The following is a 15,727-nucleotide window of genomic DNA, read 5'->3' as shown; positions in this document are numbered from 1 at the left end:
TCTGGCGGTGCGGCGACCGCGAAGGCGCGGTCGGCGCGGCGGCGGCGGTGCGCGAGGCGTGCGGCCGCGGCGGCAGACGCAGCCGTACGGGACGGGCCCGTACGCGTGTCAGGGAGGGATACGCGATGAACGAGACGATCATCTGCGCCGTGGGCAACGTGGCGACCCGGCCGGTGTTCCGGGAGCTGGTCTCGGGCCCCTCGGCCCGGTTCCGGCTCGCGGTGACCGTGCGCTACCTGGACCGGGAGAAGAACGTCTGGACCGACGGCCACACCAACTTCTTCACGGTGTGGGCCAACCGCCAGCTGGCCACGAACGTGGCGGCCTCACTCAACGTGGGCGACCCGGTGATGGTCCAGGGCCGGCTCAAGGTGCGCTCCGAAGTGCGCGAGGGGCAGAACTGGACCTCGGCGGACCTCGACGCGATGGCCATCGGCCACGATCTGTCGCGTGGTACGTCGGCCTTCCGACGGGCGGCCAGGACGGAGCCGACCGCCGCGGCACAGCAACCCGAACCCAACTGGGAGACTCCGCCCGGGGGTTCGGACATCGAAGGGGCCCAACAGGAGCTGGAACCCGCTGCGGTGACGTGATGTCAGATCCTGCCCCGACCTGACCGGACTGCGGCTTATCGACGAATGCATCCCGAACGACCCGGTGGATTTGTCGATAAGCCCTGCTCGGGGGCCGTTTGGCGATAACGATTCCGAGTCGGATCGGCCGTCCGATCATCCGACTTGTCAAGCACGGCGCGACGGATCCCTAGGATGCCGGGCATGGCTCCCGGGACGCCCGGGGCTGCCGATTCTGCTGGTGGGACCGTACCCCCCACTTCAACGGGTCCTGCTCGAAGGGGAATGTGTGTTTGCTTCGTTCTCTGCGCTCTGCGCGCGCAGGCGAGGGGCCGTGGCCCGGCTCGCCTCCGCGCTGGTGGTCTCCGGGCTCGTGGCGGCCGGTGCGCTGACCGGCGCCGGTACGGCCGTCGCCGAGGAGACGACACAGACCCAGGGCGGGGCGACCGCCACCATAGGCGGGCTCAAGACGTACGGCGCCGCCGTGATCCACGACCGGACCGCCGGGGACCAGCAGGTCTCGGCCGGCCTGTTCGAGATGTCCGTCGACGGCGGCGGCACCCTGCAGACGTACTGCGTCGACCTGCACAACCCCACCCAGCGGGACGCCCGGTACCACGAGACCCCGTGGAGCGGGACCTCGCTGGGCGCCAACAAGGACGCCGGCAGGATCCGTTGGATCCTGGAGAACTCCTACCCGCAGGTCAACGACCTCGCGGCACTCGCCGCCAAGGCGGGTGTCCAGGGCGGCCTGACCGAGCAGGACGCGGCGGCCGGCACCCAGGTGGCCATCTGGCGCTACTCGGACGGGGCGGACATCGACGCCGTCGACCCGCAGGCCGAGAAGCTCGCGGACTACCTCCAGAAGAGCGCCGTCGACGTGGCGGAGCCCAAGGCCTCGCTGACGCTCGACCAGCCCGCGGTCTCCGGTCACCCCGGTGAGCTGCTCGGCCCGGTGACCGTGCACACCAACGCGGCCGGCGTGACGCTGACCCCGCCGGCCGACGCGGCCACCACGGGCGTGCGGATCGTCGGCAAGGACGGTAAGCCCCTGACCACCGCGGCCGACGGCAGCCAGGTCTTCTTCGACGTCCCCGAGGACGCGGCGGCCGGCTCGGCCGAGCTGACCGTGCAGGCCTCGACCACGGTGCCGGTCGGCCGGGCCTTCGCCTCCGAGAGCCGCAGCCAGACGCAGATCCTGGCCGGCTCCAGCGAGTCCACGGTCTCGGCGACGGCGAGTGCGACCTGGGCGAAGAAGGGGGCCATACCGGCGCTGTCCGCGGCGAAGAACTGCGCCAGGAGCGGCGTCGACATCACCGCGGCCAACCAGGGCGACGAAGCGTTCACGTTCTCCCTGATGGGGAGCGACTACAACATCCCGGCCGGGGAGTCGCACACGGTGACGATCCCCTTGCAGGAGGATCAGCCCTACGACTTCACCATCACGGGCCCGAACGGACTCGACCAGCGCTTCACCGGCATCCTCGACTGCGAGACGCAGGGCAGCGAGAGCGGCGGCGACGCGGTCCAGACCCTCAGCGAGCCGAGCCCGGCCACAGTGGGCGGTACGGCCGACGACACCAACCTCGCCGAGACCGGCGGCTCCAGCACGACCCCGCTGATCGCGGGCGTCGCCATCGGTTTCGTGGTGATCGGCGGGGCGGCGCTGATCGTGGTCCGCAAGAAGGAGGAGGCGCGGACGCGGGGCTGAGACAGCAGGCGGGGCCCGCTCCTGGGCGACTCAACAGCGAGTCGTGGCAAGGGAATTGCCTGCGCGGGGGTGCGGCGTGGTGAGACCGACGGCAGGATGGTTCCATGACCGAGTCGACCGCACCCTCCACGTCCTCCGCGTCGCCGGCCTCGCCGGCCCGGGACAGCTGCTCGGACTCCGTGCTGTCCCTGTGGTCGCACGACTCGGTGCTGTCGATCGGCTCGGTGGGGTCGGTCCTGTCCATCGGCTCGGTGGGCTCGGCCCTGTCCGTCGCATCGGTGGGCAGCACGCTCTCCGTCGGTTCCATCGGCTCGGCCCTGTCCCTGATCTCGGCCGGCTCCTGGCTGAGCACAGGCTCCCTCCTCTCCGCCCAGTCCCGCTGGTCGATCCTGTCCTGGCGCTCGACACGGGCCTTCCGCTCGGCAGGGGTCGTGGGGGTGGCGGGAGGAGTGGCGGTGTGCGCTCTCCTGCTGGCACAGCGACCGCCGCGTACTCGGCGCCGGTAGACCTGCCGGAACTCCGCCAGCCGTGAGCGGCTGTGGCGCCCCAGCCGTGGCCGAAGCGGAGGTCAGTCACGGTCCGGCGAGAAGATTTACCGTCGAGTTCCGACTCGCCTGGTCTTGAAACACCAGGTCAGGGGCGTGACGCAGTTGTTACCGCCCGGATTTGTGCCGACGGCCACAGCGAGCAGGATGCGCGTGGGCTCATACTGAGTCATGACTAAGCCTGCGGCACCGAAGCGTCACTTGCCTACCAGTCCCTTCAAGGCCCCGGTCCCACCGGCTCCCAAGCACTTCGCCATGGGCGATCAGGTCACCCATGACGTGTACGGCCTCGGCCGGGTGGTCGGCATCGAGGACGGAATCGCGGCGCTCGTGGATTTCGGCTCGACACAGATGCGGATCTTGAGCCCGTACGCCAAGATGACCAAGCTCTAGGACCGCTGTGCCCGGTCACGGCACGCCAGGCCCCATCAGGGACCTGTAACGAAAGGCAGACCCCTCATCGACGCGACGTCGCTGTTCTCCGCCCCGGAAGGGCAACCCTGCCGTTCCGCCGCAGTATCGCCACCTCCGACGACAACACCCTTCCAGGCTCCGGACTTCGGAGAAGACGAGACCCTCTGGTCCGAGGACGCGCCCGAGCCCGCCCCGGGCGCACGTGCGGCGCGGCCCCGGGCCGCCTAGCGGCGCAGGTCGAGGTGCCTGGTGGGCTAGTGGCTGTCGCGCTCGATCAGTGAGGCCGGCAGCGCGTACGGTTCATCCCCCCGGCCCGGCCGGGGGGCGGCGGGCGAACGCGAGCTTCCGCAGCCGACGGAGAAACCCCAGGTCAGAGGCGCTCGGTCATATGGGTTTCCCCCCAGGGGTGGCGGTCGGGCAAGATGGGGTGTATCTGCCCACTGCCAGATTTCAAGCTGCCGGACGGTTTCTCTTGGCTGAGTACATCTACACCATGCGCAAAACGCGCAAGGCAATCGGCGACAAGGTCATCCTTGATGACGTCTCGCTGAACTTCCTGCCCGGCGCGAAGATCGGTGTGGTCGGCCCGAACGGAGCCGGTAAGTCGACCATTCTGAAGATCATGGCGGGCCTTGAGCAGCCGTCGAACGGTGACGCGTTCCTCTCGCCGGGGTACACCGTCGGCATCCTCCTCCAGGAGCCGCCCCTCAACGAGGAGAAGACCGTCCTGGAGAACGTCCAGGAGGGCGTCGGCGAGGTCAAGGGCAAGCTCGACCGGTTCAACGAGATCGCCGAGCTGATGGCGACCGACTACTCCGACGCGCTGCTCGACGAGATGGGCAAGCTGCAGGAGGAGCTGGACCACGCGAACGCCTGGGACCTCGACGCCCAGCTCGAGCAGGCCATGGACGCGCTCGGCTGCCCGCCCGGCGACTGGCCCGTCACCAACCTCTCCGGTGGTGAGAAGCGGCGCGTGGCGCTGTGCAAGCTGCTGCTGGAGGCCCCCGACCTGCTGCTCCTCGACGAGCCCACCAACCACCTCGACGCCGAGTCGGTGAACTGGCTGGAGCAGCACCTCGCCAAGTACGAGGGCACCATCGTGGCCGTCACCCACGACCGGTACTTCCTCGACAATGTCGCCGGCTGGATCTGCGAGGTCGACCGCGGCCGCCTCCACGGCTACGAGGGCAACTACTCCAAGTACCTGGAGACCAAGACCACCCGTCTCAAGGTCGAGGGCCAGAAGGACGCGAAGCGGCAGAAGCGGCTCAAGGAAGAGCTGGAGTGGGTGCGGTCCAACGCCAAGGGGCGTCAGGCCAAGTCCAAGGCCCGCCTCGCCCGCTACGAGGAGATGGCCGCCGAGGCCGACAAGATGCGGAAGCTGGACTTCGAGGAGATCCAGATCCCGCCGGGCCCGCGGCTCGGGAGCATCGTCGTCGAGGTCGCCAACCTCACCAAGGGCTTCGGCGACAAGGTGCTGATCGATGACCTGAGCTTCACGCTGCCTCGCAACGGCATCGTCGGGGTCATCGGCCCGAACGGCGCCGGCAAGACCACCCTCTTCAAGATGATCCAGGGCCTCGAGACCCCGGACTCCGGCAGCATCAAGGTCGGCGAGACCGTCAAGATCTCGTACGTCGACCAGAGCCGGGCGAACATCGATCCGAAGAAGACCCTGTGGGCGGTCGTCTCCGACGAGCTCGACTACATCAATGTGGGTCAGGTCGAGATGCCGAGCCGCGCCTACGTCTCCGCCTTCGGCTTCAAGGGCCCGGACCAGCAGAAGCCGGCCGGTGTGCTCTCCGGCGGTGAGCGCAACCGGCTCAACCTGGCGCTCACCCTCAAGCAGGGCGGCAACCTGCTGCTCCTCGACGAGCCGACGAACGACCTCGACGTCGAGACGCTGTCGAGCCTCGAGAACGCGCTGCTGGAGTTCCCGGGCGCGGCCGTGGTCGTCTCCCACGACCGGTGGTTCCTCGACCGAGTGGCCACGCACATCCTCGCCTACGAGGGCGACTCCAAGTGGTTCTGGTTCGAGGGCAACTTCGAGTCGTACGAGAAGAACAAGATCGAGCGGCTGGGGCCGGATGCCGCCCGTCCGCACCGTGCCACCTACAAGAAGCTGACTCGGGGCTGATCGATCTTGCGTCACATCTACCGCTGCCCCCTCCGCTGGTCGGACATGGACGCGTATGGCCACGTCAACAACGCCGTGTTCGTCCGTTACCTGGAGGAGGCCCGTATCGACTTCCTCTTCCGTCCGGAGAAGGACTTCCAGCAGGGGTCGGTGGTGGCGCGGCACGAGATCGACTACAAGCGGCAGCTCGTCCACCGGCACCACCCGGTGGACATCGAGCTGTGGATCACGCAGATACGGGCCGCTTCCTTCACCATCACCTGCGAGGTGAAGGACGAGGACCAGGTCTATGTACGGGCCTCGACGGTGGTCGTGCCGTTCGACTTCGAGGCGCAGCGGCCGCGCCGGATCACCGACGAGGAACGCGAGTTCCTCCAGGGGTACATGGACGACGAGGAGGAGGCCGTCGCCGCATGACGGTGCTCCACCTCGCCGACGAGGGGGAGGCGGCGGACCTCGCGGCCTTCCTCTCCCGGCTGCTCCACTACGACCGTTCGGCGGCGGTCCGGCTGCAGGCGGCCGGCACCGCGCTCGCCGTCTTCGGGCGGCCGCCGTCCTTCGAGGTGCTGGCGATCCGTGCGGCACGACTCGCCAAGCCGTACGAGAACGGTCTCGACGTCACCCTCGATGTGACCGTGTCCGCCGGGGAGTTGCTGGAGTCCGTCGACGAGTCGGCCGCGACGGCCGCCGTGCCGGGGGCGGTGACCGGGCCGCCGTGGGCGGGGGTGCTGCCGCCGCGGGGTGGCTGGCAGGCGGTGCCGGGGCTGCCGGCGCCGGACGAGCTGCGGGCGACCGTGGGTGCGGCGGTCGCCGAATTCCGGGCGCGTACGCAGGAGTTGCCGCCTGAGCGGCGTACGAGAGCCGAACTCGACGCGATCGGGCGGGAGATCTGGTCCCGGACGGTCGGGGAGACCCACCTCCCGGTGCGGGCCCTGCACGCGGCGCAGTCGCTCGGGTTCCTGCGGGGCGGGGAGAGCGCGGGGGAGTCGGCGCTGTTCTCGTCGGGGGCGTGGCTGCGGCTGCGTACCGCCTATGGGTCGATTGCCGTACGGCGGGCGGGACTTGGGGCGTTGGACGTCAGCGTGCGCTGACCGGTCTCACCCTTCCTCGCTGTCGTCCGGCCATACGGCGATGTGGTCCTGCTCCAGTTCCAGGGCCACGCGGTCGCGCATGCCCAGTGCCTCGGTGTACTCGGCGGGGAGCTGAAGACGGCCGGCGCGGTCGAGCATGGCGTACTCGCGGGCGACGACCGTCTCGTGCCCGGTCGTCTCGTCGACCTCGCTGCGGCGCAGGACCTCCGTGGAGGTACGGCCGTCACGGATGGCGACCGTGCGGCGGACCTCGCCGGCGACCGCCTGGTCGTGGGTGACGATCACGATGGTGGTGCCGAGACGCTCGTTGGCGGTGCGGAAGGCGGCGAAGACCTGTTCCGCGGTGTGGGAGTCGAGTTCGCCGGTGGGTTCGTCGGCGAGCAGGACCGCGGGGTCGTTGGCGAGGGCCACGGCGACGGCCACGCGTTGTTGCTGGCCGCCGGACAGCTGGTGCGGGCGGCGGTCCCGGCAGTCGGGGATGTCCAGCAACTCCAGTAGTTCCAGGACGCGTTCGGACTGCGATCGGCGTTTCTGGGCGCCGGCGAGCTGCATCGGGAGCGCGATGTTCTGGGCCGCGGTGAGGTAGGGGAGGAGGTTGCGGGAGGTCTGCTGCCAGACGAAGCCGATGGTGGTGCGGCGGTAGGCGAGGCGGTCCTTCGCGGTCATCGTGAGGAGGTCGTGGCCGGCCACCCGGGCTCTGCCCGCGGTGGGGGTGTCGAGGCCGGCGAGGATGTTCATGAGAGTGGACTTGCCGCTGCCGGACGCGCCCACCAGAGCCATGAGTTCGCCCTCGCGGACGAGGAGGTCGAGGCCTTGGAGGGCTTGGACCTCTATGCCGTCCGTGGTGAAGATGCGGACCAGACGGTCGCAGGTGATGAGGGCGTCGTGGCCGTAGGCGGGGCGGTTGCGGGCCGTTGTCGCGCGGTGGGCGAGGTCGGCGAGGGTGGGGTGGGTCGTGGTCATCGATCGGTCTCCTGACTGTGCCTCGTGTTCATCGCCCGCCCGTTCACCGCACATCCCCCACCCGCAACTCCGCGACCGCCCCCCGCCGCCCCGTCCACCAGGCCTGGACCCCCGCCACCCCCACCGTCACCAGCACGACCGCCGCTGCCGGTATCGCCAGGGACACCGTGTCCGTCCGTAGCACGGCCTCCCCCGTGGCCCCGGACCCCGTCGCCAGCGCGAGTGTCGTCAGGTCGACTCCCGGGGACAGGAGGCGGATCGTCGCCCAGCCCGTCAGGGCGCCGCCGGCCGCGGCCGACGCCGCCTGCGGCAGGGATTCCAGGATCAGCAGGCGGCGGGCCTGGGCTCGGGTCAGGCCCATGGTGCGCAGTCTCGCCAGCAGGGCGGCGCGTTCGGGGGCCGCGCGGAGCAGGGACAGCAGCAGGGCCAGTACGGCGTAGCCCGCACCCGCCGCCACCGCGGCGGTGTAGACGCGTTCGGCGCCGGACTGGAGGGGTGAGTCGACGTAGCGGGCCCGTTCCTCGGAACGCAGTTGCACCGCCGCCGGGTTGCCCGAGGCCAGGCGCAGGGCGGGGCCGTTCAGACGGGATCCGGTGATCAGCAGCGCGTTGGGGGTGGACGCGGAGGCGCTCAGGGCCGCCCGGTCGACGACCAGGAAGTCCTCGCCGGAGACGGCGGGCGTGCGGGAACGGACCACCGTGATGCGGACGGTGACCTTGCTGTCGTCCGACAGACGGATCGGGAAGGGCCGGGTCCCGTATCTCGAGGCGACCGAGGGGGAGGCGAGGGCCGGCAGTGCGCCTTCGGAGCGAGGGGGTGTCAACGCACTCTCCGGGAAGGGTCCCAGCCCCGTCCGGTCGGCCAACTCGGCGTAGCCCCGCGGGCTCACGCCCGCCAGCGTCACCGACTCCCCGGTCTCGTGCGGTTTCGCCCGGTAGTCGAGGCTCACCGCCGTGAGGTCCCGTACGCCCGGCATCCGGCGGATCCGGTCGGGCAGCCACGAAGCCAGTGGTGCCGTCGTCTCGAAGCGGGCGTCGGCGCCCACGGCGACGAGGGCGGCCTGGTCGCGGGCCTCGTGGACGCCGGCCAGGACGGAACCGCCGAAGGCGGCCGTGGTGAGGGCGGTCAGCAGGGCCAGCAGGGGCAGGGCCGCGGAGGCGGAGGTGCGGCCGGCACGGGCGAGGGAGAGGTGGGCCACGGTGCCGCGCAGCCGGGCGGCGGGGCGGGCCAGAGCACGCAGCGGCAGCGGATAGAGGCGGACCAGCAGCAGGGCCGCCGCCACACCCAGCAGTACGGGGGCCAGTGAGGTCAGCTGGTCGCCGGGCGAGCCGGAGGTGCCCCTTCTGCGCAGGGTCTCCACCGCGCCCAGCGTCACGGCGACCAGGGTCAGCTCGGCGACCGTACGGCGCCGGGACGGCCGTACGGCGGCGATGTCCTCCCGGCCGCCGTGGACCCGCACCGTCCGGTGGGCGGCGGACGCCCGCAGCGGCAGGGCCGCGCAGGCGGCCGCGGTGACCGTCCCCGCCGCGGCGACGGCGTAGCCGGTACGGGCGTCGGGGAGGGCGAGCAGGGCGAGAGCCAGGCCCAGGGCTCCCGCGGGGAGTGCGACCACCGCAGTCTCGGCGAGCAGGCGTCCGGCGAGGCCGGGCAGCCAGGCGCCCCGGGCCCGGAGCAGGGCGAGTTCGGCGCGGCGGCGCTCGGTGGCGAGGCCGCCCGCCATCAGCAGGACGACGGCGGCGACCGTGCCGGTGCCGAAGGCGGCGACGGAGACCAGGGGGCGGACGCCGGCGCGCAGGTCGCCGTAGGCCTTGAGCACCTCGTCGAGGTCGGTGCTCACGTCCGTCGTCGGGGCGGTCGCGGCGCGAAGGGTGCGCAGGCCGGGACCGCCCTCCAGGGAGGCCACCGCGGCCTCGACGCGGTCCAGGTCGTAGGCGTGCAGGCTCCCCGCAGCGGGGGCCAACTGCCAGTAGCGCCAGGAGAGTCCGGCCGTGCCCAGCAGTGCGGGGGCCGCCTCGGGGGCGAGCAGCAGGGCGCCCACCCAGTACTTCTCGTTGTCGCTGTTCGGCACCGGGACCAGGCTGGGGGAGCGCAGCAACGGGTGCGTGGACCAGTAGGCGCCGTCCGGCACGCGCGGGGTGACGACGCCGGTGACCCGCACGGCGAGGGGACCACGGCCCGCGCCGGGTACGTGCAGCACCGAACCGACCTTGACGTGTAGGTGCTCGGCCGTCTCGACGGTCACGGCGGCCTCCACCTCGGGCGTGGCGGCGGTCACCTGGTCCCGGGCCCGGGGAAGGCGCCCGGAGCGGACCGTCGCGTGCCCGGCCAGCCCCTCCTGGGCGTCGAGCTCGATCCGCGCCGGCAGTCCGCTCGGCCGGGGCAGCCAGGGATCCGGCACCTTCAGCGGGTCGGTGGTGCGCACGCCGTACGTCGACTGGGCGCGGTCGGCGACCAGCGGGCCCGGGACGGCGGCGCGGACCTGCGCGTACTGGACGCCCAGCACGTCGGGGCGCAGCGCGGCCTCCCGCTTGCGCTGCGGCAGCAACAGGTCGGGCTGCTCGGCGACAACGGCCACGCTGGTGCTGCCGGGCCGGGCCCGCTCCACGGCACCGCGCAGCCCCGCGTCCTCGTACCGGTCGACGGCCCGCGGGAACGCCGCCGCCAGACATGTGGTGAGCACCACGAGCAACGCCAGCGCGCAGGCGGCACCGGGGGCGGTGCGCAGCCGGGTACGCACCCAGGGAGCGAGGACCTGGCTCATGTCACTCACCCCCTTCCCGCAGCGAAACCGCCGGATCGGTCCGGCGCAGGGACAGCCATGCCGTCACCAGCAGCGGCGCGAGGGCCACGACGGTCAGCAGTGCGGCGGCCTCCGACACCGGCAGTTCGACCAGCACCCCCGGTACCGGACGCGTCGCCCGGGAGGTCAGCACGATCAGCGGGATCACCGCCCTCGTCAGCACCACGCCCAGGACCGTGCCCACGAGCAGCGCCAGCACCGCCAGCGCCCCCTGCTCGACGGCGATCATGCGGGCCAGCCGACGGCGTGGCGCGCCCAGGGCACGCAGTACGGCGAGTTCGGCACCCCGCTCCCGCAGGGACGCCGCCGCGCTCACCGCGAAACCGACCGCGGCCAGCGCCGCCGCCACCCCGGCCGCGGCCGCGAACGCCGCCTCCGGGCCCGCGCCGAACGCGTCGTCCCGCAGCCGCGCGGCCGTCTCGTCCCGCACCACCACCTGCGAGGGATCCAGATCGGGCAGCGCCCGCAGGGCGGCGGCGACCCGGGGCGACTCGCCGGGCTCGGTGCGCAGCCACCACTCGTTCGGTGTGACGCTCAGGCCGTACCGCGCCTGAAGGACCCGGTTCACGGACCGCAGGTCCACCAGGAGGGCGCCACCGGTCGCGTCGCCGGTCGTCGGCAGCTCCCGTACCGCATGCGTGATCCGCACCGACACGCTCTGCCCGCCGATCGGCACGTCCACCCGCTGCCCGGTGCGCGCGCCCGTCGCCGCGAGGAACCGGTCGGTCGCGACGGCCGTGATCCCGGGCGGAGCCTGCTGCGCCACCCGTATCCGCACCGTCAGCGTCGAGATGGTCCACATCTCCTCGGTGGGCACGTACCCCGTGTCGTACCGGACCGTCAGCGGCGGGCCGACGACCGGCTCGGTGGGGTGGGCCCGGTCGTCCGGCGCGGACACCTGCCCGTCGAGCTGCGAGTCCGCAGTCCAACGGGTGGGCAGGGAAAGCCGCTTCACGGTCCCGTCGGCGGCGACCGCCGCCAACTCGGCCACGGCGAACCGGTGTTGTTCGCCCCGCCCGACGGGCTGGGACATGGCCAGCTGCACGGCCGTGAGCGTCAGCGGGTCGGGGGACACGGGCATGGTCAGTACGTGCGAACGGCCGTCGGCGGGCAGCTCCCCCGCCCGTACCTCGTACGGCGTCCCGTACCGGTCCTCCAGCGTCACCGTCACATCGGCCGTCGTGTCCGACCCCGGCGAGCTGTGCAGGGTCGCCGTCAGCCGCAGCCGGGCTGTGTGCGCGGGCACCCTCGCCCCGGCCGTCGGTGTCCTCGGGCCGAGAGAGCCGAGCAGCGGGCGTACCGGCTCGGACGCCAGGTCCCGGCGCATCAGCATCGTGTCCGCCGCGTGCCCGGTGTCGAGGGCCAGCAGGGCCGCCGTACGGTCGCCGGAGAGCGGCAGCTCGGTGCGGACGGCGGGGGCGGCCTCCTGTACGTGGGGGACGGCCGCGTAGGCCTCGGTGCGGCCGAGGCCGCCTTCACCGGCGCCGAGCACGCGCACCGGGGCGCCCGCGGCGAAGTCGGCCTGGTCGTTCTGCGAGCGGTTCCAGGAGGCACCCTGGCCGATGGCCAGCATGCCGAGCGCGACCGCCAGCACCAGCAGCAGCACCGGGCCCGCCCCACGCATCGGACGCCGGCTGAGCTGCCAGCCCGCCAGCGCCGCCGTGAGCCCGCGCCCGCCGGCCGCCCGGCGCTCGGCCAGCCGCGCCACCAGGGGGAGCAGCCGCAGGGTCAGCACCGTGCCGGCCAGCAGGGCCAGCGCGGGCGCCGCGACCAGCAGCGGGTCGATGCCGAGCGCGCCCGACCGGTCCCCGCTCACCGCACCGGACGTCTGCCGCTCCAGCTGCCAGTACGCCACCCCCGCGACCGCCAACAGCCCCAGATCCGCCCCCGCCCGCACCGAACCGGGCAGCGCTCTGACCCGCCCCGGCCGGAATCCCCCGACCGCCCCGAGCCGCCCCGGGCCGGGCCGCGCTCCGGTCCGACCGTGCCCGCCCCGGCCCGCCCCCGCCCCCGCCGAACCGGGCGGTGCTGGGGCCTGATCCGGCCGGAAGGTCTCGTCCGTTCCGGGTTGCTCCGGGTCGGGCGGTGCTGGGGCGCGATCCGGCCGGTATGTCTCGTCCGCCCCCGCCCCCGCCCCCGCCCCCGCCCGCGCCGAACCGGGCGGTGCTGGGGCCTGATCCGGTCGGAAGGTCTCGTCCGTTCCGGGTTGCTCCGGGTCGGGCGGTGCTGGGGCGCGATCTGGCCGGAAGGTCTCGTCCGTTCCGGGTTGCTCCGGGTCGGGCGGTGCTGGGGCCCGATCCGGCCGGAAGGTCTCGTCCGCCCCCGCCCGCACCGGGCCGGGCAGCGCTACGGCCCGGCCTGGCCGGAGGCTCTCGTTCGTCCCGGGCCGCTCCGCATCGGGAGACTGCCGGGTGCGACCCCGCCGGAGGCTCCCGAGCACCGTCGCCCCTGCTGGGCCTCGCCGGGACCCTTCCTTCGCCCGTGCCTGACCCGGTCGGAGCCCCGCGCCCGACCCGGCCCTCCCACGCCCCCGCCGGAACCCCTCCGCCGTCAGTGCCGGCAGCGTCACCGCCAGCGCACACCCCAGCGCCACGCCCGCCGCCACCAGCCACACCCCGAGCCGTCCGGCGGCCGGCACCTCCAGGTGCAGCCCGATCCGGGCCAGCGCCCCCTGTCCGGCCAGCAGCCGGGTCAGCGGCCCCGACAGCAGCGGGGCGCACAGCACCGCGGGGAGGGCCAGGAACAGCGCCTCCAGGGCCGCCAGCGCCGCGATCCGGGCACGGGAGGCGCCCCGGGCCCGCAGCACCCGTGTCTCGCCCTCGCGCTCGGTGCTCAGCAGCCGGGCCACCAGCAGCAGCGCACAGCCCGCGAGCAGACCGAGCTGCAGCGCGACGATCAGCAGGGTGGAACGGGAGACGAGGAGGGAGCGTTCGATGCCGTCCAGGACGTCGGGCAGGTCGGTGCCGGCGGCCGTACTGCCGCTGAGCACGGGCTGTTCGCGCAGGGCCGCGCCGCCCGCGCGGGCCGCGGCGCGCAGCTCGCCGATCCGGTCCGTCGTCAGCGTCGAGAAGTCCGCCGACGCCAGCCAGCCCGACCGCCCGGCGCTCACTCTGCCGCCGGTCAGGACGCCGGGGGAGGCCAGCAGGGGGCCGTACGTCGTGAAGTCGACCGTCTTGACGCCCCTGCCGCCGAGGTCGTCCAGCTGCCAGTAGGGTGCGTCGGCCGCCGTCGGGCGGTAGACGCCGGTCAGCGTGACCCGCACCTTCGGGCCGCCGAGCCGATCGGCGAGGGTGAGGCGGTCGCCGGGTCTGAGGCCGAGGAGACGGGCGGCGGTCTGCGGGAGGGCCGCCTCGACGCCGGTACCCTCGCGGGGCATCCGGCCCTCGACGATCCGCACCTGCGTCGGATCCAGCGCCGCCACATACGTCAGGTCCGGGTCCCCGGAGCGTTTCGCCGGCGGCTGCAGGGAGCGCGGCAGGGCGTACGGACCCGACCGCACCAGCGTCCGCACGGTCACCGGCAGCCCGTCGAACGTGCGCCGCGCTCCCTGTCGTACGACGCTGTCGGCGGCCGTGCGCGCAGCCGCGGGGACGTCCGCCTTGACGATCAGGGCGCTGTCGGCGGCGTTCTGCGGGTCCTTCAGGGAGTGGCGCAGGGCCGCGTCGCCGATCGCGGCCGAGTAGGCGGTGAGCGTGGCCAGGACCGCCGTCGTCAGCAGGACGGTCAGCAGGGCGGCGGCGAGCAGCAGACGGTGCGCGCGGGCGCGCAGCAGGACGAACCTCGCGACCGCGCCGAACCCCGTCACCCCGACCCCCCGTGGCCGTCCGGAAGTTGTCCAGACCTCCCGGCGATGCTGTCAGAGGGGAGCGGTCAGGTGTAAGCGCTTGTGAATCGAGCTTGACCGGATTGTGACGAGCCTTGCCCGGCAAGCGAGTTGATCGCCGGCGGCGCTCAGTCCGGGGTGTTGATCATCGAGGCCGCCGCGTACGTCAGATAGCGCCACAGCTCCGCCTCGTGCTCCTCGGACAGACCGAGCTCGTCGACGGCGACGCGCATGTGCTTCAGCCAGGCGTCATGCGCCTCGCGGTTCACGGTGAAGGGGACGTGGCGCATGCGCAGGCGCGGGTGGCCGCGGTTGTCGCTGTACGTCGTCGGGCCGCCCCAGTACTGGATGAGGAAGAGCGTGAGGCGCTCCTCGGCCGGCCCGAGGTCCTCCTCGGGATACATGGGCCGCAGGACGGGGTCGTCCGCCACACCCTCGTAGAAACGGTGCACGAGGCGGCGGAAGGTCTCCTCCCCGCCGACCTGCTCGTAGAAGGTCTGCGTCTGAAGCGTGCCGCGCCGGATCTCGGTCACTGTGAGCTGCCTCGCATGGGTTGTGCCGGTCCGCCCGAGTCTTTCCGCCGGGGGTCCGGGGGTTGTCCCCCGGAAGATGCAGTACGTGCTCCATGGTCTCAGACGCGGGGAACGAGGACTTGAGGCTTAGGACCTACTGTGGACGGTATGGGCGCGCATGCTCTCGACAAGGAGTTGGACGACCTCGCCGTCTCGGCGCGGGCGGCGCTGGTGCGGGAGATCGACGCGAGCGGGGCCTGGGAGACGGACCCGGTGTGGCGCGAGGCGTTCGAGGCGGTGCCGCGGCATCTGTTCGTGCCGTACTACTACGTCGGCGTCAAGGGGGGGTACGAGCGGCGGTGGGGCGAGAGTCCCGATCCGCGGACCCGCGAGCAGTGGCTGCGCGGCGCGTACACCGACGTCCCGCTGGCCACCCGGCTGCGCGACGGCGACCTGGTCTCCTCCAGCAGCCAGCCCTCGCTGATGGCGAAGATGCTGGCCGAACTGCGGGTGCGGGACGGCGACCGGGTCCTGGAGGTCGGCACCGGCACCGGCTACAACGCGGCCCTGCTGGCCCACCGGCTCGGCGACGACGACCTGGTCACGACGATCGACCTCTATCCGGAGATCACCGAGGCGGCCGGCCGGCACCTGGCCGCGGCCGGCTACGGCCCGACCGTCGTCACGGGTGACGGCGCCCGCGGAGTCCCCGAGCGCGCCCCGTACGACCGGATCATCGCGACCTGCACCCTCACCTCGGTCCCGCACGCCTGGCTCACCCAGTCCGCCCCGGCCGCCCGCATCCTGACCCCACTCGCCACCGGCCTGCTCGCCCTGACCGTCCGGGACACGGGATACGCCGAGGGCCGCTTCCTGCACACACCGGCGTACTTCGTGCCGCTACGGGGGGACAGCCGCCCCGAGCCGGAACCGGCCCACCTGGGCGGGATTCCACGGCACGCCAGGGACCACGAACTGTTCCGCTTCCTGCTCGCGCTGACTCGCGGCGTCCTGGATCCCCAGGAGGCCTACGCCCTGTGGGAACGCGAACGGCAGCCACAACGCGAGCGCTACGGCATCACGGTCGGCGGCGGGCACGAGTGGGCGTGGCTGGACGATCCGGAGGGGCCGTATGTGTGGCCCCTCCAGATCTAGCCGT

Annotated in this window: 12 protein-coding genes; 8 read left to right on the top strand and 4 right to left on the bottom strand. The window is 72.7% G+C overall.

The features are described from left to right. Positions 1–125 precede the first annotated feature (125 nt). From ACWC09_RS20065 to ACWC09_RS20035, 7 genes are all read left to right on the top strand, one after another. The gene (locus ACWC09_RS20065) at positions 126–593 is read left to right on the top strand and encodes a single-stranded DNA-binding protein (protein ID WP_450851892.1); all 468 of its coding nucleotides are present in this window, start codon (positions 126–128) and stop codon (positions 591–593) included. Positions 594–906: 313 nt separating this feature from the next. Beyond that, entirely contained in the window at positions 907–2,283 is a 1,377-nt protein-coding gene (locus tag ACWC09_RS20060) for a Cys-Gln thioester bond-forming surface protein (RefSeq protein ID WP_450851891.1), read from the top strand. Positions 2,284–2,387: 104 nt separating this feature from the next. Continuing rightward, the gene (locus ACWC09_RS20055; protein WP_450851890.1) at positions 2,388–2,789 is read left to right on the top strand and encodes a hypothetical protein; all 402 of its coding nucleotides are present in this window, start codon (positions 2,388–2,390) and stop codon (positions 2,787–2,789) included. A gap of 210 nt (positions 2,790–2,999) precedes the next feature. After that, entirely contained in the window at positions 3,000–3,221 is a 222-nt protein-coding gene (locus ACWC09_RS20050) for a hypothetical protein (protein ID WP_450851889.1), read from the top strand. 493 nt (positions 3,222–3,714) lie between these two features. Next, positions 3,715–5,379 carry an energy-dependent translational throttle protein EttA gene (gene ettA / locus ACWC09_RS20045; RefSeq protein WP_450851888.1) on the top strand — a complete coding sequence of 555 codons (1,665 nt, stop codon included), beginning with the start codon at positions 3,715–3,717 and terminating at the stop codon, positions 5,377–5,379. Positions 5,380–5,385: 6 nt separating this feature from the next. Next, the gene (locus ACWC09_RS20040) at positions 5,386–5,796 is read left to right on the top strand and encodes an acyl-CoA thioesterase (protein WP_450851887.1); all 411 of its coding nucleotides are present in this window, start codon (positions 5,386–5,388) and stop codon (positions 5,794–5,796) included. After that, entirely contained in the window at positions 5,793–6,470 is a 678-nt protein-coding gene (locus ACWC09_RS20035; protein ID WP_450851886.1) for a hypothetical protein, read from the top strand. Before ACWC09_RS20040 ends, ACWC09_RS20035 begins: the two co-directional genes overlap by 4 nt. Before the next feature lie 6 nt (positions 6,471–6,476). On the opposite strand, the gene ACWC09_RS20030 is transcribed toward ACWC09_RS20035, so the two are convergent. The 4 genes from ACWC09_RS20030 to ACWC09_RS20015 form a co-directional block, all read right to left on the bottom strand. Next, positions 6,477–7,433, bottom strand: a complete 957-nt coding sequence (locus ACWC09_RS20030; RefSeq protein WP_450851885.1) for an ABC transporter ATP-binding protein — start codon at positions 7,431–7,433, stop codon at positions 6,477–6,479. A gap of 43 nt (positions 7,434–7,476) precedes the next feature. Further along, the gene (locus ACWC09_RS20025; protein WP_450851884.1) at positions 7,477–10,194 is read right to left on the bottom strand and encodes an ABC transporter permease; all 2,718 of its coding nucleotides are present in this window, start codon (positions 10,192–10,194) and stop codon (positions 7,477–7,479) included. Position 10,195: 1 nt separating this feature from the next. After that, positions 10,196–14,038 (bottom strand): FtsX-like permease family protein, encoded by a 3,843-nt coding sequence (locus tag ACWC09_RS20020; protein ID WP_450851883.1) that lies wholly within the window; start codon positions 14,036–14,038, stop codon positions 10,196–10,198. 146 nt (positions 14,039–14,184) lie between these two features. Then, positions 14,185–14,589, bottom strand: coding sequence for a globin (locus ACWC09_RS20015; RefSeq protein ID WP_450851882.1), 405 nt, complete (start codon positions 14,587–14,589; stop codon positions 14,185–14,187). Between the two features lie 147 nt (positions 14,590–14,736). Between ACWC09_RS20015 and ACWC09_RS20010 the strand changes: the two genes are divergently transcribed. After that, on the top strand, positions 14,737–15,723 hold the full coding sequence (locus tag ACWC09_RS20010) for a methyltransferase domain-containing protein (protein WP_450851881.1): 987 nt from the start codon (positions 14,737–14,739) through the stop codon (positions 15,721–15,723). Positions 15,724–15,727 lie beyond the last annotated feature (4 nt).

The sequence above is a fragment of the Streptomyces sp. NPDC001617 genome (genome assembly GCF_053596855.1).
The sequence above is the reverse complement of the archived record's forward strand: the minus strand, read 5'-3'. Positions and strand labels throughout refer to the sequence as shown.

Bases quoted from the DNA above. Each gene is read 5' to 3' on its own strand.
- ACWC09_RS20030 (WP_450851885.1), bottom strand. From the start codon at position 7,433: ATGACCACGACCCACCCCACCCTCGCCGACCTCGCCCACCGCGCGACA.
- ACWC09_RS20065 (WP_450851892.1), top strand. From the start codon at position 126: ATGAACGAGACGATCATCTGCGCCGTGGGCAACGTGGCGACCCGGCCG.
- ACWC09_RS20035 (WP_450851886.1), top strand. From the start codon at position 5,793: ATGACGGTGCTCCACCTCGCCGACGAGGGGGAGGCGGCGGACCTCGCG.
- ACWC09_RS20025 (WP_450851884.1), bottom strand. From the start codon at position 10,194: ATGAGCCAGGTCCTCGCTCCCTGGGTGCGTACCCGGCTGCGCACCGCC.
- ACWC09_RS20050 (WP_450851889.1), top strand. From the start codon at position 3,000: ATGACTAAGCCTGCGGCACCGAAGCGTCACTTGCCTACCAGTCCCTTC.
- ACWC09_RS20055 (WP_450851890.1), top strand. From the start codon at position 2,388: ATGACCGAGTCGACCGCACCCTCCACGTCCTCCGCGTCGCCGGCCTCG.
- ACWC09_RS20010 (WP_450851881.1), top strand. From the start codon at position 14,737: ATGGGCGCGCATGCTCTCGACAAGGAGTTGGACGACCTCGCCGTCTCG.